The organism is Brevibacillus sp. BC25, assembly GCF_000282075.1.
Lineage (GTDB): Bacteria > Bacillota > Bacilli > Brevibacillales > Brevibacillaceae > Brevibacillus.
The window spans coordinates 1-19808 of sequence record NZ_AKIX01000038.1 but is presented as its reverse complement, the minus strand read 5'-3'; the positions used below and the strand labels follow the sequence as shown (position 1 = coordinate 19808).

The 19808-nt window shown below is 50.0% G+C and carries 22 protein-coding genes; 16 read left to right on the top strand and 6 right to left on the bottom strand.

Translation table 11 applies throughout. The annotated features are described in order from the left end of the window. The first annotated feature begins 79 nt into the window (after positions 1 to 79). The gene (locus PMI05_RS10685) at positions 80 to 2242 is read left to right on the top strand and encodes a Tex family protein (protein ID WP_007721064.1); all 2163 of its coding nucleotides are present in this window, start codon (positions 80 to 82) and stop codon (positions 2240 to 2242) included. Positions 2243 to 2326: 84 nt separating this feature from the next. On the opposite strand, the gene cmpA is transcribed toward PMI05_RS10685, so the two are convergent. Continuing rightward, positions 2327 to 2449 (bottom strand): cortex morphogenetic protein CmpA, encoded by a 123-nt coding sequence (cmpA, locus tag PMI05_RS30540; RefSeq protein WP_012684250.1) that lies wholly within the window; start codon positions 2447 to 2449, stop codon positions 2327 to 2329. Positions 2450 to 2525: 76 nt separating this feature from the next. Beyond that, positions 2526 to 2864, bottom strand: a complete 339-nt coding sequence (locus PMI05_RS10680) for a hypothetical protein (protein ID WP_007721062.1) — start codon at positions 2862 to 2864, stop codon at positions 2526 to 2528. A gap of 156 nt (positions 2865 to 3020) precedes the next feature. On the opposite strand from PMI05_RS10680, the gene PMI05_RS10675 reads away from it, so the two are divergent. The 6 genes from PMI05_RS10675 to tsaD all read left to right on the top strand — a co-directional run bounded on the left by PMI05_RS10675 (position 3021) and on the right by tsaD (position 7318). Further along, positions 3021 to 3482: a SprT family protein gene (locus tag PMI05_RS10675; protein WP_007721059.1), complete on the top strand. Its 462-nt coding sequence runs from the start codon at positions 3021 to 3023 to the stop codon at positions 3480 to 3482. Between the two features lie 98 nt (positions 3483 to 3580). Next, complete coding sequence (thiL, locus tag PMI05_RS10670; protein ID WP_007721057.1) at positions 3581 to 4597, top strand: thiamine-phosphate kinase; 1017 nt, start codon at positions 3581 to 3583, stop codon at positions 4595 to 4597. Between the two features lie 5 nt (positions 4598 to 4602). Then, entirely contained in the window at positions 4603 to 5073 is a 471-nt protein-coding gene (gene tsaE / locus PMI05_RS10665; protein WP_007721055.1) for a tRNA (adenosine(37)-N6)-threonylcarbamoyltransferase complex ATPase subunit type 1 TsaE, read from the top strand. Continuing rightward, positions 5054 to 5776, top strand: a complete 723-nt coding sequence (gene tsaB / locus PMI05_RS10660; RefSeq protein WP_007721050.1) for a tRNA (adenosine(37)-N6)-threonylcarbamoyltransferase complex dimerization subunit type 1 TsaB — start codon at positions 5054 to 5056, stop codon at positions 5774 to 5776. Before tsaE ends, tsaB begins: the two co-directional genes overlap by 20 nt. Before the next feature lie 4 nt (positions 5777 to 5780). After that, the gene (gene rimI / locus PMI05_RS10655) at positions 5781 to 6236 is read left to right on the top strand and encodes a ribosomal protein S18-alanine N-acetyltransferase (RefSeq protein ID WP_007721048.1); all 456 of its coding nucleotides are present in this window, start codon (positions 5781 to 5783) and stop codon (positions 6234 to 6236) included. Further along, entirely contained in the window at positions 6236 to 7318 is a 1083-nt protein-coding gene (tsaD, locus tag PMI05_RS10650) for a tRNA (adenosine(37)-N6)-threonylcarbamoyltransferase complex transferase subunit TsaD (RefSeq protein WP_039960588.1), read from the top strand. Before rimI ends, tsaD begins: the two co-directional genes overlap by 1 nt. 49 nt (positions 7319 to 7367) lie before the next feature. On the opposite strand, the gene PMI05_RS10645 is transcribed toward tsaD, so the two are convergent. Together PMI05_RS10645 and PMI05_RS10640 are read right to left on the bottom strand one after the other, a co-directional pair. Further along, positions 7368 to 7868, bottom strand: a complete 501-nt coding sequence (locus PMI05_RS10645) for a DUF3600 domain-containing protein (RefSeq protein WP_007721044.1) — start codon at positions 7866 to 7868, stop codon at positions 7368 to 7370. Further along, on the bottom strand, positions 7840 to 8421 hold the full coding sequence (locus tag PMI05_RS10640; protein WP_007721042.1) for a sigma-70 family RNA polymerase sigma factor: 582 nt from the start codon (positions 8419 to 8421) through the stop codon (positions 7840 to 7842). The genes PMI05_RS10645 and PMI05_RS10640 overlap by 29 nt, the downstream gene beginning before the upstream one ends. A 243-nt stretch (positions 8422 to 8664) precedes the next feature. Between PMI05_RS10640 and PMI05_RS10635 the strand changes: the two genes are divergently transcribed. Continuing rightward, positions 8665 to 10902, top strand: a complete 2238-nt coding sequence (locus PMI05_RS10635) for a hypothetical protein (protein ID WP_007721040.1) — start codon at positions 8665 to 8667, stop codon at positions 10900 to 10902. An 8-nt stretch (positions 10903 to 10910) separates the two neighbouring features. Here the strand turns inward: PMI05_RS10635 and PMI05_RS10630 are convergent, their stop codons facing one another. Beyond that, the gene (locus PMI05_RS10630; protein WP_007721038.1) at positions 10911 to 12845 is read right to left on the bottom strand and encodes an ABC-F family ATP-binding cassette domain-containing protein; all 1935 of its coding nucleotides are present in this window, start codon (positions 12843 to 12845) and stop codon (positions 10911 to 10913) included. A 108-nt stretch (positions 12846 to 12953) separates the two neighbouring features. Between PMI05_RS10630 and PMI05_RS10625 the strand changes: the two genes are divergently transcribed. The 6 genes from PMI05_RS10625 to PMI05_RS10600 all read left to right on the top strand — a co-directional run bounded on the left by PMI05_RS10625 (position 12954) and on the right by PMI05_RS10600 (position 16924). Next, on the top strand, positions 12954 to 13532 hold the full coding sequence (locus PMI05_RS10625) for a 5-formyltetrahydrofolate cyclo-ligase (protein WP_007721036.1): 579 nt from the start codon (positions 12954 to 12956) through the stop codon (positions 13530 to 13532). A gap of 131 nt (positions 13533 to 13663) precedes the next feature. Continuing rightward, positions 13664 to 14179, top strand: a complete 516-nt coding sequence (locus PMI05_RS10620) for a molybdenum cofactor biosynthesis protein B (RefSeq protein WP_007721035.1) — start codon at positions 13664 to 13666, stop codon at positions 14177 to 14179. Further along, positions 14173 to 15174, top strand: coding sequence for a molybdopterin-binding protein (locus PMI05_RS10615; protein ID WP_007721033.1), 1002 nt, complete (start codon positions 14173 to 14175; stop codon positions 15172 to 15174). The genes PMI05_RS10620 and PMI05_RS10615 overlap by 7 nt, the downstream gene beginning before the upstream one ends. A gap of 61 nt (positions 15175 to 15235) precedes the next feature. Next, entirely contained in the window at positions 15236 to 15601 is a 366-nt protein-coding gene (gene tatA / locus PMI05_RS10610; RefSeq protein ID WP_007721032.1) for a twin-arginine translocase TatA/TatE family subunit, read from the top strand. Between the two features lie 21 nt (positions 15602 to 15622). After that, positions 15623 to 16399, top strand: coding sequence for a twin-arginine translocase subunit TatC (gene tatC / locus PMI05_RS10605; RefSeq protein ID WP_007721030.1), 777 nt, complete (start codon positions 15623 to 15625; stop codon positions 16397 to 16399). Between the two features lie 105 nt (positions 16400 to 16504). Continuing rightward, positions 16505 to 16924 carry a hypothetical protein gene (locus PMI05_RS10600; protein WP_007721027.1) on the top strand — a complete coding sequence of 140 codons (420 nt, stop codon included), beginning with the start codon at positions 16505 to 16507 and terminating at the stop codon, positions 16922 to 16924. 67 nt (positions 16925 to 16991) lie between these two features. On the opposite strand, the gene PMI05_RS10595 is transcribed toward PMI05_RS10600, so the two are convergent. After that, positions 16992 to 18311 (bottom strand): CAP-associated domain-containing protein, encoded by a 1320-nt coding sequence (locus PMI05_RS10595; protein ID WP_007721025.1) that lies wholly within the window; start codon positions 18309 to 18311, stop codon positions 16992 to 16994. 265 nt (positions 18312 to 18576) lie between these two features. Here PMI05_RS10595 and groES point away from each other — a divergent pair, with 265 nt between their 5' ends. Further along, entirely contained in the window at positions 18577 to 18861 is a 285-nt protein-coding gene (gene groES, locus PMI05_RS10590; RefSeq protein WP_007721023.1) for a co-chaperone GroES, read from the top strand. Positions 18862 to 18916: 55 nt separating this feature from the next. Beyond that, on the top strand, positions 18917 to 19808 hold an 892-nt coding region (gene groEL, locus PMI05_RS10585; protein WP_007721021.1), incomplete at its 3' end, for a chaperonin GroEL.

Below are 19808 nucleotides of genomic sequence, written 5' to 3'. Positions count from 1 at the left end.
CTTTTTTCTTTCCTTTTTCCAGTCCTTGTTAGCAAATGTGGTACAATAAACGACGAAGAATGAGCGCAGGAGGACAGGTATGGAGCTTACGTTGATGATCCAGACAATCGCCCAAGATACGGGTGTCAAACCTCACCAGGTGGAGCGCACGGTTGCCCTCCTGGATGAAGGAAACACGGTTCCTTTTATTGCCCGCTACCGCAAAGAAATGACGGGGCAGCTAGATGAAACACAAATTCGAGCGATTGAGGAACGCGTTCGCTATTTACGCAACCTGTCAGTGCGGAAGGAAGAAGTCGTTCGGCTCATCGATGAGCAAGGCAAGCTGACGGACGAGCTGCGCGCAGCTATTGAGCGTGCGACAAAGCTGCAAGAGGTAGAGGACCTGTACCGCCCTTACCGCCAAAAACGCCGCACGCGTGCAACCATGGCCAAGGAGAAGGGACTAGAGCCACTTGCCAACTACCTCATGAGCTTACCGAAAACCGGGAATCCGGAAGAAGAAGCAAAACCATACATCAACCCGGAAAAAGGCGTAGAGACGACTGAGCAAGCTCTGCAAGGAGCAATGGACATCGTGGCGGAACTTCTGTCTGATGACCCAGAAATTCGCCAGTGGGTTCGCCAGCGCTCCGTGCAAAAAGGATTGCTTCTCACTGAGCAGAAAGCCGAAGAAGCAGACGAGAAAAATGTATATCAAATGTATTACGCATATAGTGAGCCTCTGAAAAAGGTCGTTCCACATCGGGTACTGGCCATCAATCGGGGAGAGAACGAAGGCATTTTGAAGGTTTCCATTGAAGCGCCTGTCGCAGAGATTTTGGCTTGGGTGCAAAAACGCACCATTCCTCGTGATACAGTAGCCCGCGATCTGCTGACTTTGACAGTCGAGGACGCGTATAAGCGTCTGATTGCCCCTTCTATTGAACGAGAGGTGCGCGCCGAGCTGACAGAGGCAGCCGAGGAACGTGCAATTCACATCTTTGCAGAAAACCTGCGCAATTTGCTGCTTCAACCGCCTGTAAAAGGAAAAGTCGTCCTTGGGGTCGATCCGGCGTTTCGGACAGGCTGTAAGCTCGCTGTTGTAGACGAAACCGGCAAACTGCTGGAGGTTGCTGTCGTTTATCCAACCCCCCCGGCCAATAAAGTGGCTGAAGCTACAGTGAAAGTGAAGCAGATGATCGAAACTTATGGGGTTACGGTTGTCGCGATTGGCAACGGTACTGCGTCGCGCGAGACAGAACAGTTCATTGCCACGCTACTGAAAGAGCTGAAGCGAGAGGTAATGTACATCATCGTGAACGAGGCAGGCGCATCCGTGTATTCCGCATCCACCATAGCCAAGGAAGAATTCCCGGACTTGGATGTAGCAGAGCGAAGTGCAGCTTCGATCGCGCGTCGCTTGCAGGACCCGCTCGCTGAGTTGGTCAAAATCGATCCGAAGTCCGTCGGGGTTGGTCAGTACCAGCACGATGTTTCCCAATCGAGGCTGGCAGACAGTCTGCAGTTTGTGGTTGAGTCTGCCGTAAACCATGTCGGAGTAGATGTGAATACCGCTTCTCCTTCTCTATTGCAGTATGTATCAGGAATCAGCCGTCAAGTGGCGGGGAATATCGTGAAAAAACGGGACGAGGTCGGGAAGTTCACGGAGCGTTCCCAGCTGAAGGCGGTTCCGCGCTTAGGTGCCAAAACGTACGAGCAGTGTATCGGGTTTCTCCGCGTGATGGATGGAGCGAATCCACTGGACAAAACACCGATTCACCCGGAATCGTACGATGCGACCCACCAGCTATTGTTGATGCTGGGCATTAGCGCTCAGGAGATCGGCAGTGAGAACTGCAAGGAACGCGTGCAGTCTTTGGATGTAAAAGAGACCGCTGCGAAGCTCGGGATTGGCGAGCCTACGCTGCAAGACATTGTGGACAGCCTCTTGCGTCCTGGTCGCGACCCGCGTGACGAGTTACCAAAACCACTCTTGCGAAGTGATGTCCTCCAGCTGTCTGATCTGAGTGTGGGCATGAAGCTTCAAGGTACTGTGCGCAACGTGGTCGACTTCGGAGCGTTTGTGGATATCGGTCTGAAAAACGACGGACTCGTGCACATTTCCCGTTTGAAGAAGGGCTTTGTGAAACATCCACTTGAAGTGGTGACCGTTGGCGATATCGTAGATGTATGGGTAGTAGAAATTGACGAGAAACGTCAGCGTGTAGGGATGACCATGATCGCGCCAATGGAAGGATAACCGATCCTCCTTTTTCAGGTTCTCGCCACTTTCTCGGTGCTGAAAAGACGACTTTTTGAACATGAACTAAAAGGCGGCCTCCTGTCAGTCAGGGCGGCCGCCATTTTTTTCTAAATATAAGAACCAGCAACTGTTGAGCACACGAATTTGGCGAACGTCCTTCCCATTAAAGGCACGTTGCAACTGCCTGCGCATCCATTGTGGCATGAAAGTACCTCCTGGAGAGATTCGTCTATAGGCAATGTATGCGCAGAGACGAGCAGGAGGTGCCTACAATTTTCATTTACTCTTCTTCTTCGTGCAAATACTCCAATTGAGCTTGTAGGGCACGGATCTCTGTCAATAAAGAGATGAGCGGATACTCGGTCTCTTGTAGGGCAGCGAAGCGGCGCTCCAGACCACTGACGTACTCCAAACCATCCACGATCGAAAGCCCGCTCTCTAACCGATCCACATCCGCACAGTCGGCCAGAAGCGTAGGCAATTCTGGGCGCTCTGTGATCGTCAATTTGTCAATTTCCTTGTAAAGTCGTTTCAATAGAGCGATTAATTGGTACATATGCGTTTCTGGCAACGAGACAAACTGTAGTCCGTCACTGGACTGCAACAACAAATAGCGCATGAGCTCCTCCACCATTCTGTCTACCATTTAGATATGACCGCATGCGGTCGGCAAATAAACGGTAATAACCGCTTATTTGCACTCAGTGTAGCCTATCTATCTGGCACTTTTCAACTGGAACTGCTATGGTGAAAAGAAGGAAGCGGAGGAGATGAGATGACCGATACGGAACTGCAAATGCTGGTAGAGCAGATATCCAGCGAATTTTTTGCCAAGCCCTTTCGCCATCAGGCCCGCTTTAACAGCAGATTGCGCACGACTGGCGGCAGGTACTTGCTGCGCTCGCATGACATTGAATTGAATCCGAAGCATTTGCAGGAGCATGGTGTGGAGGAATTGATTGCGATCATTAAGCATGAGCTTTGCCATTATCATTTACACATAGAAAAGCGCGGGTATCGCCACGCTGACCGGGATTTTCAACTACTTCTACGTCAGGTGGGGGGAAGCCGATACTGCCAACAGGTAGGGAACGGTCGGACGACCCTGCCTTACCGCTACGAGCTGGTATGCAAGGCATGTGGCATGAGCTACAAACGCAAACGAAAGATGAACCCGAGCCGCTATCGTTGCGGACGCTGCAAAGGAAAGCTGCTGTTGCGCGAGCTAACGACGTAAAGAGTCAGAGGCGGCTGGCTTTCTTGCGCGTCTTTTGACAGCAGGGGTATAATGAACAGACGAAAAATGTTTTCCGCGAAGGAAAAGGAGCGTTTGAAGTGGCACACGACGAATTTTCCCTGATCCGGCAATGGACGAGTCGTTCTGCGGGGCAGGAAGGGAACGGTTTGACCGTCGGGATAGGGGATGATGCCGCTGTCTTCTCCCCAGCGCCAGAAATGGAAGTCGTGGCTTGTTGCGATGCGATGGTGGAGACGGTTCATTTTTTGAAGAAAACGATGAATCCTAGTGATATCGGATATAAGGCTGTTATCAGCAATGTGAGCGATGTTGCAGCGATGGGCGGGGTTGCCCGGTATGCGCTTGTCAGTATCGCGGTAAGTCCGCAATGGACGCCTGACGAATGCCAGCAAATCTATGAAGGTATTTACGAGGCTTGTCAGGTATATGGAGTTCGTGTCATTGGTGGTGATACCGTTTCTGCGCCTGATGCCTTACACCTGAGTGTTACCGTATTGGGCGAGGTAGAAAAAGGGTGTGCGATTCGTCGTTCACAGGCAAAGCCTGGGCAGCTTGTTTTTGTTACAGGGCATGTCGGAACTTCTGCAGCAGGACTACATTTACTCCTGCAAGGCGAGACTGCTGAAAGAAGCGTCTCTTTACCTTGGAAGACATTGTTGGATGCTCATCAGCGTCCCGTTGCCCAAATAAAAGCGGGCAGACTGCTCCTAGAATCAGGGGCATGCAGTGCGCTGAATGATGTCAGTGATGGGCTGGCGTCAGAGCTGTGGGAGATTGCCGAGGCCAGCGGCGTATCGATTTTGGTCGATGCTGCAACGGTACCGATCCATGACGAGGTTCGGGAGTATGCACGGCACGTAGAGAAAGATCCGCTGGAATGGGCTTTTTATGGCGGTGAAGATTATCAGTTGGTCGGAACGCTTGCGAAAAGTCACTACGAAGCCGTAAGCAAGCAATTTGCCGCTAGTGGTGTACCGTTTACTGTCATCGGTGAGGTGGTAGGGAAAAGGCATGAACCAGAATTGATGCTTCAGCGCGATGATCAACAGCTCCCGTTGCCCAAAGCGGGATTCAACCATTTTAGGAGTGGATGAAAGAGATGAGCTATACATGGAGGCTCACGGGAGCGCAGGAGACGCAGCGCTTTGCCGAGCAACTGGCAAGTCTGCTTGAACCAGGTGACTTCCTCGCGATGGAGGGAGATCTGGGAGCGGGCAAGACGACTTTTACCCAGGGGTTAGCCAAAGGACTAGGAGTCCGACAAGTAGTGAACAGTCCGACCTTTACTATCATAAAAGAATATCAGGGGCGCTTGCCGCTTTATCATATGGATGTCTACCGGGTAGGCGATGATCCAGACTCTCTTGGACTGGACGATTACTTTTTTGGCGAAGGTGTCTGTGTCGTAGAGTGGGCCTCTTTGATCGAGGATGTCCTGCCGACAGATAGGATGACCGTCTTCCTGCGTAGAGAAGGGGAGGAACAGCGGATGATCGAGCTGGTTCCCCAAGGGAATCGTTATGTGAAATTGTGTGAGGAGTTTGATTTTGATGCGCGTACTGGCGATTGATACATCGAATCTGGTGCTAAGTGTAGCTGTGGTAGAGGAAGAGCGGGTCTTGGCCGAAATGACGACGAACCAACAAAAAAACCATTCGGTGCGCCTGATGGACTGCGTCAGTGAACTGCTCGATGCAACAGGAACAGCGCCAGAGGAACTCAGCGGTTTCGGGGTGGCAAACGGACCGGGCTCCTATACAGGCGTGAGAATCGGCGTTGCCTCTGCGAAAAGCATGGCTTGGTCACTGAATGTGCCAGTCATCGGTGTATCCAGTCTGGAGGTAATCGCAATGAATGCCACAGGCTTCTCTGGATTGATTGTACCGCTGTTCGATGCGCGCAGAGGTCAAGTGTATTCTGGCTGTTATCGTTCCGATGGCATGGAGGCGGTGCGTGCGCAGTCCACAGAACAAATCATCCTGTTGCGAGAATGGCTGCCACTGTTACGAGACCTGGCGCAAGGAGAGCCGATCTTGTTCTTGGGTGAAGATGTAAGGCTGCATCGGGAGACGATTGTGCAAGAGCTCGGGAATCAGGCGCAATTTGCTTCTCCAGCGTTCAATCACCCGCGTGCTGCCCATATCGGCTACGTGGCACTGCGCAAGCTTCAAGACGGCGGAAATGCGCATGAACTGGTTCCGGAGTATTTGCAACTGGCAGAAGCAGAAGCGAAGTGGCTTGCCCAAAAGCAGGCGGGGGCCGTAAAGGAGTAAAAGCATGAGTCAACCAATCGATTTGGAATATCGTTATATGACGATGCAGGACGTTGGGGCTGTGGCAGAGCTGGAGCGCTTGGCTTTTACAACTCCATGGCCGCATGATGCATTTGTCAACGAGCTGACGAGAAATCCAAATGCACGCTATGTAGTCGTCGTTCACCAAAATCGGGTTATCGCTTACTGTGGCATGTGGATCGTGATCGATGAGGCACATATTACAAATATCGCCGTCCATCCACTATATCGAGGAAAAAAGGTTGGATTGGCGCTGATGATCAAAATGATGGGTGTTGCCAAGCTGCAGGGTGCCCATAGCATGACGCTGGAAGTTCGACCTTCGAACACAGTTGCGCGGAACATGTATATCAAACTCGGCTTTAAAGAGCATGGGCGGCGCAAGAGATATTATTCGGATAATAATGAGGACGCAATCATTATGTGGGTGACATTGTAATGAACAAGACGTATACGTCGCGCTACGAGAAGCGCATACAGCAAAAATACGAAGCACATAGGGAATCAGGTGCTTCTACTTATATTTTAGGAATTGAAACAAGCTGCGACGAGACATCGGCTGCTGTCATTCGTGATGGCCGAGAGGTGCTGTCGAACGTCATCGCTTCCCAAGCCGATATCCATAAAAGGTTTGGTGGAGTCGTGCCGGAGGTGGCTTCTCGCAGACATGTAGAGAATATTACGCTCACCATCGAAGAGGCACTGACCGAGGCTGGGAAAACGCTGGATGACATCCAGGCAATTGCGGTGACGTACGGGCCTGGGCTTGTCGGAGCCCTGTTAGTTGGCGTGGCAGCAGCAAAAGCCATTTCCATGGCCAGAGGCATCCCGCTAATTGGAGTGCATCATATCGCAGGTCATATTTACGCGAATCGACTGGTGCAAGAAATGGAGTTTCCGCTGATCGCACTCGTCGTATCGGGCGGGCATACAGAGCTTGTCTGGATGAAGGAGCACGGTCAGTTCGAGATTTTAGGGGAAACGCGAGATGACGCTGCAGGGGAAGCATATGACAAAGTAGCACGAGCACTGAATATGCCGTATCCAGGCGGACCTCATATTGATCGCCTCGCACATGAAGGGGAGGCAAATGTACCGCTCCCTCGTTCATGGCTGGAGCCAGACTCCTACGATTTCAGCTTCAGTGGCTTGAAGTCAGCGGTGCTCAATACTTTGCACAATGCAGCTCAGCGAGGAGAGACGATCGAACCGGCGAATCTGGCTGCGAGCTTCCAAGACTCTGTAACAGAGGTGCTCGTAGAAAAGACGATTCGGGCAGCTCGTTCTCATGGAGCGAAGCAGGTACTGCTGGCCGGGGGCGTCGCGGCGAATCGGGGATTGCGTGAGCGACTGCAAGCAAGGTGCGAGGCAGAAGGAATTCCGTTGGTGATTCCACCGTTCTTACTATGTACGGACAACGCTGCGATGATTGCGGCAGCAGGCTTTATCAAGTATGAAAAAGGACAGTTTGAGGGGCTTGATTTGAACGGAGTCCCAAGCTTGTCGCTTTCTGAGCAATAGATGTAAATGCAAGAAGGGACTATCCAAGCCGGATAGTCCCTGTCTTTTTTTACTTGTCGCCACGCACCTTTTCGAAAAAGGGTGCGGCTTTTTGGGGGAGTACCTCTTGAAACTGCTTCCGTTCCTCAGCAGTCAGCCGATCCTCGTGCATGACCCCGTTTTCATCCGTGATCTTTATTTTCAGATCCATGAGTTGCTTCATGATCGTCGAAAACTCTGCGTACTCTTCTTCAGTCAGCTTACTTTTCGCTTCCTGGAAGAATTTCTCGATTTCCTGATAATCCTCCTGTGTGCCACCACGTTCGATGATGGTTTGCGATGACCCGAAGATTTGATCAGCCAAATAAGGAGTAGCCAGAGCTGCCGTTGGGATCAGGATAGCCACTGCTATGATTCCACTTACCAAACGTTTTCTCATCGATAATCTCCCTTTCTTTTGCAAGAAGTCATTTTGGTAGGAGAGGTATACACGACTCTCGATCTCAGGTGGGGTTTTCAACGATTCGGCATGTTGAAGAAGCTCATCGCGTAGTTGTTTGTCTATGGACATAAGAGTCTCCTCCTGTTGATTCGCAATGCTTGCGTAGTGCCTTCAGTGCCAGATGATGCCTAGATTTCACGGTACCCAGCGGGATTTGCAGCAACTCGGCGATTTCATCCAGAGCATAATCATGAAAATAGCGCAGAATGACCACTACTCGTAACTTGTAGGAAAGTGTAAGAACCACTCCGAGCAATTCGAGCTGTGTCTCTGATTTGATTACTTCGGAATCTGTCCAATCGAATTGCTCATCGTGCAAGAGGCGGTTTCGTTCAAAGAGCCGTATTCTTCGCCAAGCCTTCCTTTTCCAGTCCTGTACCTGACGAATGGTGATCCCGTGAAGCCAAAATCGAAACGGCCGACTCTGATCATAAGTGTGAAAAGAACGCCACATACGAATGTAGGTCTCGTTCGTGATGTCTTCGATGTCTTGCTTGTTGTAGACAAGAAAAGCGATCGTACGATGAACATCGGTGTGCGTGGCTTGATAAACGACGCGAAAAGCTGCGTCGTCTCCCGTCAGCATTTTTTCCAGCCAAGGGAGTAACTCTTTATCATTCATGGGGGCCCCTCCAGAACGTATTACACCCCTATATTCGCTAATAGAGGTAAAAAGGTTCAGTTGTTTCCGTCCTTGTACCTTGATTTATCCACATCATAGGATAACTTTCTGGATTGTTCACATATACTCCTGTGAATACTGGTGATAACACGAGAAAATGACCGGGAAAACCGCATGTACTCTGTGGATTGTTCTGTGGAAAATGTGGATAAAAAAGTCGAGTTATCAACAGGAGGGAGACTCGTGAGAAAGAAACTCGCGCTAATTTGCTTGTTGTTCCTGATATTGTTTCTAGCTACAAATATAGGAAAACCATTGGTAGCAAAGGAAAAACAACAGGTCATCATGCTGTTTGTGGAGGGGATGTCGTTTCATGATCTGGAGCAGCTCAAAAAGTTATCTACTGTGGATAAATGGTTGGATGCTGCAGGAGCTGGGGCTCTGTCCATAAGAACACCCGGATCGCGCACAGCCGCAAACGGCTACCTGCTTATGGGGAGCGGTGGTCAAGCGCTTTACTCTGAAAAGAGCGGGACAGGCTATCATCCGTATGAAACGCTATCGTCCAGGGAAACAGCCGGTGAACGGGCACAAGAGCTAGGCAGTGATCAGGCGCAGGAGGTGGCGCGCTCCTCGATCATTTTCCCGGGTATTTTCCGGCTCTTGGCAGATAATCAGGAGAAACCGTATTCTGCGCAAATCGGGCTTCTTGGGACCGTGCTTGCTGCAAACAACATTCAGGTCGCTTTATACGGAAACGGTGACTATGAGGAAATCCGACAGAGACATGCCGTTCTGTTTGCGATGGATCAGCAAGGAAGGGTTCCGACAGGTGACATTTCTACAAAAAGTATGGGGCTCTTTCGTGGCTATCCGTACGGGATCAAGACAAACTACACCTACCTGCTTGAGAAAATCCACAGCGAGCGTCAAGCGGGCTTGATCATTGCTCAACTCTCAGATTTATCCCGGTTATACCAGTTGAGTGCGGATATGGACCCAGGTCAGTTTATCCGGCATTATCAGCGCGTTTTACGTGACTTTTCCCTTTTCCTTGACCAACTTCTCGAGAAACGTAAACCACACCAACGCATTGTATTGGCGTCACCAGCCGTCAATCATGTGGCGACAAAAGAAAAGGCTCTCTTAACTCCAGTGTTGATTTGGGGAGAGAAAGCGAGTGGAGTTTTGACATCAGCTACCACGAGGCAGTCGGGATTAGTCAGTGGACTCGATATGGTACCAACTATACTGTCTTGGTTGGACGTACCCGTACCAAAAGGGTTGGCTGGTCATGTCATACGTATCGAAAAAGGGAATGGTCTCACTGCCCTTCAGAATCAGGTAGGCGAGATACATCATACGTATGCGACACGTCCAGCAGTACTCTATACCTACGTCATGCTGCAGATTGTCATTGTAGGGTGTGCGGTCGTCCTCTGGTGGTTTGGGCGGAAGCGAGAAGGGGCAGGTCTTTTGCGGCTTCGTAGAGGAATACGTCTCGCGCTGCTGGCTTTATTATGGTTTCCCGCATTGCTTTTGGCAGAGAGCCTGCTCGACTGGCAGGTTTCTGGCACGGTAGTCTTGGGAGGGCTCATCATGACTGCCCTGTTCGCGGCTTTTTGGCAGGAAGCCCACGCTCTCCCGCGAATCGTGATGACGGTTAGCACAGTGACGACAGCCATTTTGCTGGTGGACGGATGGACGGGCGCTCATTTGATGAGGCAATCGTACCTCGGGTATGATCCAGTAATCGGAGCGAGGTTTTACGGGCTAGGAAATGAATACGAAGGGGTCCTGATCGGCAGCACGATCATGCTTGTGGCTTCGCTGTACGAGAGAATGCGTGGGGGAAAAAAGGGTCTAAGTCGGGAAAATAAATGGTTGCCTGCTGTTTCCGCAACCATATACAGTGTCGTGCTTTTTTACATGGTGGCACCGAACCTAGGAACGGACGCAGGCGGTTTTCTTGCGGGGATGATCGGATTTTCCGTGGCATTGTCACGGCTTGAGAGCTGGCGAATCGGCAAAAAAGGCCTCCTGCTGTTGGCAGGCGGCCTAGTAATGGGTGTATGCAGTTTGATGGCGATCAGTCTCATGTCAGATCAGCCCTTGACCCATGTCGGACGGCTTTCTCAGCAGATTGTACATGGTGAATGGTCCGAGGTAGGGCAGATGATTGAACGCAAGCTGGCGATGAATCTCCGTTTGATTCGCGTTTCCATTTGGAGCAAAGCATTTGTCGTCTCCCTAATTGCACTAAGCGTTCTCACCTTGAAAAACGACCGTTTTTTGCACCATCTGGCGAAGGACACGCCTTACTTGGTCAAAGGCTTTGCTGGTGTCATTGTCGGTGCACTGGCTGGGCTGATCCTCAATGACTCAGGCATCGTCACAGCAGCCACCTGCATTACCTTTCTAGTGGTTCCTGCTCTCTATGCCGCCTTGGAGGAGCCTGCGCAGGAGCGCTGTTCTACGTAAAGACGGGATTACTCTTCTGTTAGCGCGCTCCACTCGTCATACAACTGCTCCAGTTCTTCTTTGGCAGCATGGATTTGATCGTTGCGTTCTTTTGCCTGCACATGATCGCTATAAATTTCCGGGAGACAGAGCTCTTCTTCCCATTTGACAATGTCAGCCTCTCGTTTTTGGATCGTGACCTCAATCTCTTCCAAACGGCGCTGACGTTGACGTTCGCGACGTTTCGCTTCCTTATCTAGCTCATAAGAGGATTTCTCAGGCTGTGCCGCTACGGTACCGCCTTGTTTTTTTGCGGGCTGCGCTGCTTGTTCGGCTGCGAGCTCTTCCAGTTCCTGCTTTTTCTCTACAAAGTAATCGTAGTTACCCAAATAGCTGGTCACGCCATCACCTGTCAGCTCTAGTACACGGGAGGCAATCTTGTTTAAAAAGTAACGGTCATGGGAGACAAACAGGATCGTACCCGGATAATCGTAGAGGGCATTCTCGAGCACTTCTTTACTGAAAATATCCAAGTGGTTCGTGGGCTCGTCGAAGATCAGGAAGTTTGCTTGCTTCAGCATGAGCTTTGCCAGAGAGACGCGTGCACGCTCTCCTCCAGAAAGGTCGCTGATCTTCTTTTGTACATCATCACCGCTAAACAAGAAGTTGCCGAGCAAGGTGCGGACGTCCTTTTCCAGCATGTTCGGGTACTCATCCCAAATTTCGCCCAGCACCGTATTCCGTTCGTTCAGGTTACGATGCTCCTGGTCGTAGTACCCGATCGTTACATTGCTTCCGAAATGAATATCGCCGCGCAGCTTAGGCAACTGTTCCACAATCGTTTTTAACAGTGTCGATTTCCCGATACCATTGGGACCGACCAAGGCCACACGCTCCTCGCGCTCGATGTCAAACGTAAGTCCCTGAGAAAGGACAGCATCCGGGTAGCCAATCGCGACGCTGTTTGCTTTCATCACAATGGTGCCGCTCATTTTCGCCACATCAAAGGAGAAGTGGACGGATTTGTTGTTCATGATTGGCTTGTCCAAGCGGTCGATCTTTTCCAACGTCTTGCGTCGGCTCTGCGCTCGTTTGGTCGTCGTAGCCCTAGCGATGTTTCGCGCGATGAAATCCTCCAGCTTGGCGATCTCTTCCTGCTGCTTTTCGAATCGCTTCAAATCCTGTTCGAGCCGGGCCGCCTTTTCATCGAGGAAGCGGCTGTAGTTACCGACATAGCGGGTAGCACGTGTCCGTTCGATTTCATAGACAACGGTTACGAGCTTGTCCAGGAAGTAACGGTCATGGGAAACTACGAGAATGGCACCCTGGTAGTTTTGCAAATACGTCTCCAGCCAAGTCAGTGTCTCGATGTCCAGGTAGTTCGTCGGCTCATCAAGCAGAAGAATGGTGGGAGATTGGAGCAGCAGCTTGGCTAGTGCCAGACGAGTCTTTTGTCCGCCGCTCAATGTGCGAATCGGAGTCGTGTAATCGAAATCCGCAAAGCGCAGGCCGTGCAGAACCCCACGAATCGCACCCTCGTAGCTGTAGCCGCCCTTTTCTTTAAAGGCTTCCGAGCGATGAGAGTAATTTTCCAACAGTTGCTGGTAACGCTTCTCATCAGCGAGAATAGCTGGATCACCCATTTTGGCCTCGAGCTCACGAAGCTCCAGCTCTTCTTTTTGCAGATGGGAAAAAACGCTCAACAACTCATCCCAAATCGATCGTTCCGATTCAAGGCCACTGTTTTGTGCCAAATACCCAAGTGTAACATCCTTTGGAATGCGGATAATTCCTTTATCGTAGCTTAGTTCGCCGGCGAGGATCTTCATCAGAGTCGATTTGCCTGCACCGTTTACGCCAACCAGACCAACCCGTTCCCCAGTTTGAATTTGCAGGGAGATGTCTTGTAGAATGGTTTCGATACCGTACGTTTTTTCTATATGTTCAGCTTGTAGCAAAATCATCGGATTCACCTCTTTATATACTAATGTCAGTGTAGCCTAGAGAGAGCGCATGGGACAAGCCTCATGGGAATGTCCCATGGCACGTTACGAAAGAGGAAAGAGGTTGTCATGGACCAAAAAACGAATAAAAAACAGCTGCGAAGCCATATTTTGGAGAGACGCAAGTCCATGTCTGCAAAGGAACGGGAGCAGCTTTCCAGAGAGGTATGCGATTATTTGCTGTCTCATGAAAGGCTGGCTGATGCCAAAGCAATCATGGCTTTCCATCCTTTTGGCGATGAACTGGATATTCTGCCCTTTCTACATGAGGCAAAAAAGCGAGGCCAAGACATATGGCTGCCGCTCACAAACGTTGCCGAGAGACGTCTCATTCCCTATCGGTATACAGGACCGCACATGCTAAAGCAAGGAGTCTACGGGATTTGGGAGCCGGACCCTGCCCTGGCAGAGGAAGCGGACGTATCACACTTGGATGCGATCATTGTTCCCGGCGTTGCTTTTGACAGCAAGGGCGGACGTATGGGGTATGGCGGTGGTTATTATGACCGCTTTCTGGCAACGCTGAAAAAGCTCCCGTTCTTGGTTGGAGTCGGCTTCTCTATTCAGGTTGTGGAGCATGTGCCACTAGAGCCTCATGATGTTTTGCTAGATGCAGTTGTCACCGAAAAAGGTCTTCTGCATTTTTGAATGTTTTGTGTCAGTAGCTTTTTCATGCCTTCTACTGTCGCGAATGGTACTATCCGCCAAGGAAAAACGACGAGACGTTTTTGACAGAAAAGTGTACAATACTATCGAATGAGAAACCGGAGGAATGTATCGTGAGCAAATGGAAGGTAGGCGTTATTTCTGCAAGTGATTCGATTGCCAGAGGAGATCGTGTGGACGATCGTATGCCAATCGTTCGTCATCTGACAAGGGAATGGCTTCACGTAGATGTCGCTGTATACCGTGCCGTTAGTGATGATATGGAAGATTTGCAAGAACATATGATTGAGCTCGTAGACCGCGAAAAATGCGATCTGTTGATTGTTACGGGGGGCACGGGGCTTAGCCCGCGTGACGTTACGCCAGAAGTGACAGCGTGGGTCATTGACAGACCAGTCCCAGGCTTGGCCGAAGAAATGCGCCGTGCTGGTTTGAAGCAATCCCGACGGGCGATGTTGACCCGAGCAGTTGCGGGAACGAGGGGTAATTCGTTGATTATCAACCTCCCAGGTAATCCGAAAGGCGTAGAAATCTGTTTCAATGCGATTGGCGATATGCTGTCCGACGCTTTGCACATTTTGCAAGGAACGGGAGAAGCAAACGAAGATTGGGGAGGATTGCATTGGTAGAAAAACCTCAAATGCGGGAAGTGCCAGTGCGTGAAGCGATCGGAATGATGCTTCCTCACGATATGACGCAAATTTTGCCCGGAGAATTCAAAGGACGCTTGTTCAAAAAAGGGCATGTTGTCACCGAGGCGGATATTGAGCCGCTGTTGTCCATTGGCAAAGAGCATATTTACGTGCTGGAGATGCCAGAAGGCTACATCCATGAGGAAGAAGCGGGCATTCGTATCGCGAAGGCTGTATCCGGACCAGGCTTGACCTTGACGCCTCCTTATGAGGGCAAGGTGTCGATGAAGGCTGCGAGAACAGGTTTAGCCAAAATCAACGAGGAAGCTGTTCATGCGTTGAACAAACTCGAAGGCATTGCGTTCTCCACGATTTACGGCGATCAGGTCGTGCATCCGGGACATACACTGGCTGCTACGAGAATCATCCCGTTAATTATGGAAGAGTCTCGAATCATCGAGCTGGAGCAACTGGCCCAACAGTTTGACGAACCCATTGTACAAGTAAAAACGTTTCAGGATAAAAGAGTGGGACTTGTTACGACGGGGGGAGAAGTTTTCTCTGGCAGGATTGCAGACAAGTTCGGTCCTGTGATTCGAAACAAGGTAGAAGCTCTCGGCTCTACTTTAGTAGACCAGCGTTTTGCGCCAGATGACAAGGAAGCGATCGAACAACAGATTCATTCGTTCCTCGATGAAGGAGTCGATCTGATCTTGGTTACGGGTGGCATGTCTGTCGATCCAGATGACCGCACGCCGGGAGCGATTGCAGGAGTAGGAGCGGAAGTAGTGCGCTACGGTACGCCGATGCTGCCGGGCTCCATGCTAATGGTTGCTTACAAAGGCGATGTGCCGATTCTCGGTTTGCCGGGAGCGGTCATGCATGAAACGTTTACTTCCTTTGATGTATTTTTGCCGCGCATTTTGGTTGGGGAGCGAATAGTCGCTTCCGATATGACAAGACTCGGATATGGTGGTTTACGAAAGTGCTAGCTGGTTAGACTGGCAAATAACGAAAAGTAAACGACTTCACAAGAAAAAGGAGTGAACAAGTATGAGCTCAATCGGGATTCCTGGATTAATCTTAATTTTAGTTTTAGCCTTGGTGCTTTTCGGTCCGAAAAAGCTTCCAGAATTGGGGCGTGCGGTAGGTCATACTTTAAAAGAATTCAAAAATGCTACGCGTAGTCTGACAAGCGACGATGAAGACGACGATGAGGAGAAAAAGCGCAAGGAGCTAGCCTCCAAAGAAGCGTCTGCCAAAACAACGCCTGTTGTCACTGAGAAGGAAGCAGCGGAGCGGGAGCGAATTGAACGCGAAGTTCGTGAAAAAATGGAACGCGAGCGCTTGGAAAAAGAAATCCGCGAAAAGCTGGAGATAGAGCGTCTGCAAATGGAAAAAGAGCAGAAGAACGCGTAACAGGTAAGGTTGGTGGTTACCATGAAGGATCAGGAAATGACAGTGGTAGAACACCTGACGGAACTGCGCAAGCGCATCATATGGGTGCTGGCCGTGTTTATTGTCGCACTGGTCGTCGGTTTTTTCCTCGCCGGTCCACTCGTGGATTATTTAAAGCAAGAACCGATTGCGGATGGCGTGCCCATTGTCTCGTTGCATCCGTCAGACGCACTTCGTGTTTACATGCAGGTTGCCTTCATAGTGGGCGCTGTCATCACACTGCCTGTAGCACTTTATCACGTTTGGCGTTTTGTTTCGCCAGGGATGGAAGTACAGGAAAAGCGCGGGACGCTTTATTTCATCCCGGCGGCTTGTTTTCTGTTTATCGTTGGTATCCTGTTTGGCTACTACGTCGTTTTCCCGATGGTCATGCAGTTTATGACCAGTATTACAGCGTCGATGGGTGCAGACCCGAACTACGGAATTGCGCAATACTTTGGCTTCATGTTTAATATGGTCATTCCGTTCGGGATACTGTTCCAGCTGCCGATTATCGTCATGTTCCTGACGAGACTGCGCATCCTCAATCCAATGAGGCTGGCAAAGGCACGACGCTACGCTTACTTTGCACTAGCTGTAGTCGGGATTACCTTAACACCTCCTGAGATTGTCAGCGATATTCTCGTGATCATACCTTTGCTGCTGCTGTACGAGCTGAGCATTTGGCTATCCCGTGTTGTATATCGCAAGCAGTTGAAAGAACAAGATGCGTGGGAACAAGAATACGGCAGTCTGGAAACAAACGAACCCGTTCAATAATGAGCGTTGAAAAAAGTCTTCTGTCCCGAGTGGCAGAGGACTTTTTTTGTATTTCAGCAGAAATTGGGAAATACTACGGAAGTTATGATCCGGGAGGTGCTGAATATGTGGCTGATCGTATGCTTGGCGTTGCTCTTTTCTGGGAGTACTGCTAATGCCGCCGGGCTGGGGGAGCCTATCGAACTGTTTGATACGGACAAGCAGCGCGTTGTGGCTAGCTTTGAAAATACATCTGGCTTTCAGGAGGAGGCCCAGCAGATTTTGCAGAGTGTGAGTGGGCGGGTCCTGGAGTTTAATCCATCGTTGGATTCGGCCATGATCGTAAAAATTCCACTTGTCCCCCCAAAGCCGATAAAGCTAAAATCCGCTAATCTCGATGCGATGATTGCAGAGATGTTTGTCATCATGCCCAAAAAAGGGGAGCGTCGTCCGTGGCTGATTCTGCACACGAAAGAATATGAGACGGTCGTTGTGGAGTTTACCGAAAAAGTTGATCACCTGAGGAAACAGGTGAAATTGCCGTAAAGTGGCGCTTCTTCTTGCAAAAACAAGCCCGGTCGTCCATAAAAAGCGACGAAACCGGGCTTTTCGATTATTTCATGGGAGTGAGGAAGGTTTGGGTGAAGTAGTCTGTATATACGCCCACTCCTAACTGGGTGAAGCCTTTTTCGAGTACGTTTTTGCGATGACCTGGACTGTTCATCCAGCCTTCATGGGCTTCGATGGCATCTGTGTAGCCTGCTGCAATATTCTCTCCGGCCATGTTGTAAGCAAGAGAGGCGCTTTTCATGCGGTCAAATGGATTACTTCCGGTAGTCGCAGAGATGTGATCAAAGAAATTGTTGCCCTCCATGTCTATGCTGTGTTTTCGAGCCACATCGGCAGCTTTTTCGTTCCATTGAAGAGGCGGAAGCTTGTATCGGTAGCGGGAGACATTGACCAGATCGAGGATTTGCCGCTCAGATGCAGCATTGACCCGCTCTCGTTCACCGACACGAAGCGGCGGGGGATCAAAATTGGGTGCCTGACCTTGATAGGTCCATTTCGTTTCGTAAAAACTGCCACGCAAAAGCATTTGCGTATCCATCATACGTACGGCGGTGACTTTGTTGCCATTCTGCTTGTCCAAGTAATAAATGAAGGGGGTGCCGTCTTTCATGACGAGAGGGCGTTGCTGCTTTTGATTGGTAATCTGGATCTGTGCCCCCTGAAAAGAGAAAGAAACAATGTTTTGTACATTCAACTGACGCTCGAGTGATTGCTGGCTGGTGCCAACTCCGATGTTTCCGAGCTTTGCTGTCGGAGCAAGAGAGTACACATCGACGACTTTGTCATTTGCGATGCCGACTTGAATGTATCGGGCAGGCTCACGATTGTACACCCACCATTGATAGCCGAGACTGCTTGGCTCTTTGCGGGCAGGCTCACCTAACAGTTTGTGTACTTCCTCAGAAGAAATGCCGAGAGCTATATCAAAAATCGTGTTAGGCTTCTCCTCTCGGATGGGTGCTGCAGGTGGATTGGTTGTTGAAGGCTTTTGGGGAAGCGGCAGGGAGGCAGGGACTGCATCGGGTGTAGTCTGTTTTTCAGGCTGTCCGATTGAGAATACAGGAGGTTGACCGACCCAGGCAGTTTGGGAAGTTTCATCCCAACCGATAGGTTTATTCAGGTGGCGACTGATCATGGACAGAGGTACATATAGCGTTCCTTTGTATTCTAAGGAAGCTGGTATTTCCTTGCCATCCTCCGTGTAGTACCCGGACTTTTCGCTTGCGATGATTTCACGGCCATCCCAATAGATGGAGGCTGGGTTAAGATTGGCCCGTATAAAGGAAGTAGTATCTGAAGTGAAGAGACGGCTGATTCCCAAGACTCCCAGGGCTATTAAGCCAATCCAGAGCCATTTGTGCATGGAACTATTCCCTCCTTGGCGAGCTTGCCTGATTCTATGTTTCATTTATATGAGCGTGTCCGAATACTAGAACCTTTTTGCTAGAGGATGCAATTTGATAGGGGGAAGAGTAGTCAAGCAGTTGCAAATGGAAAAAAGTGAGGGAAACTACTTGCAAAGTACATAGTGATTCATTATTATAGGAATTGGGTGTTAGCACTCATAACAGTCGAGTGCTAACAACAGAAATATTGTTTACCTACATTTTTTGAGGAGGGTGTTTTTAGTGCTTAAGCCATTGGGTGACCGTGTGGTAATCGAAGCTATCTCCAAAGACGAAACGACTGCAAGCGGTATCGTTTTGCCTGATTCTGCAAAGGAAAAACCGCAAGAAGGCCGCGTAATCGCAGTAGGTTCTGGCCGTGTTGCTGACAACGGCGAGCGCATCGCTTTGGAAGTAAAAGAAGGCGATAAAGTAATCTTCTCCAAATACGCTGGTACTGAAGTAAAGGTAGACAACAAAGAATACCTCGTGCTGCGCGAATCCGATATCCTCGCGATCATCGGTTAAGGCTCTTAACATAGGAAGTCGAACGAATAAACACATAACAGGAGGTTGAGTTTAGATGGCTAAACAAGTCAAATTCTCTGAAGACGCTCGCCGCTCCATGCTCCGCGGTGTTGAAACTTTGGCAAATGCGGTTAAAGTAACCCTCGGTCCAAAAGGCCGTAACGTGGTTCTTGAGAAAAAATTCGGTTCTCCGTTGATCACTAACGACGGTGTTACTATCGCGAAAGAAATCGAGCTGGAAGACGCTTACGAAAACATGGGTGCGCAACTGGTTAAAGAAGTTGCTACCAAAACCAACGACATCGCTGGTGACGGTACAACAACTGCAACTGTACTTGCTGCAGCTATGATCCGTGAAGGTCTGAAAAACGTAACTGCTGGCGCTAACCCAATGGTTATCCGTCGTGGTATGGAAAAAGCAGTTCGTGCAGCTGTAGAAGAAATCAAATCCATCGCGAAGCCGGTTGAGAACAAATCCTCTATCGCGCAAGTAGCTGCTATTTCCGCTGACGATCCAGAAGTAGGTAACCTGATCGCTGAAGCAATGGAAAAAGTGGGCAAAGATGGCGTAATCACTGTTGAAGAATCCAAAGGATTCGTAACAGAGCTGGAAGTAGTAGAAGGTATGCAATTTGACCGTGGCTACGCTTCCCCTTATATGATCACTGACACTGACAAGATGGAAGCGGTTCTGAACAACCCTTACATCCTGATCACTGACAAAAAAATCTCCAACATCCAGGAAGTTCTGCCTGTACTCGAGCAAGTCGTACAAAGCGGCAAACCACTCCTGATCATCGCTGAAGATGTTGAAGGCGAAGCGCTCGCTACTCTCGTAGTGAACAAACTGCGTGGTACCTTCACAGCTGTAGCGGTTAAAGCTCCTGGCTTCGGCGACCGCCGCAAAGCTATGCTGCAAGACATCGCTGCTCTGACTGGCGGGGGAG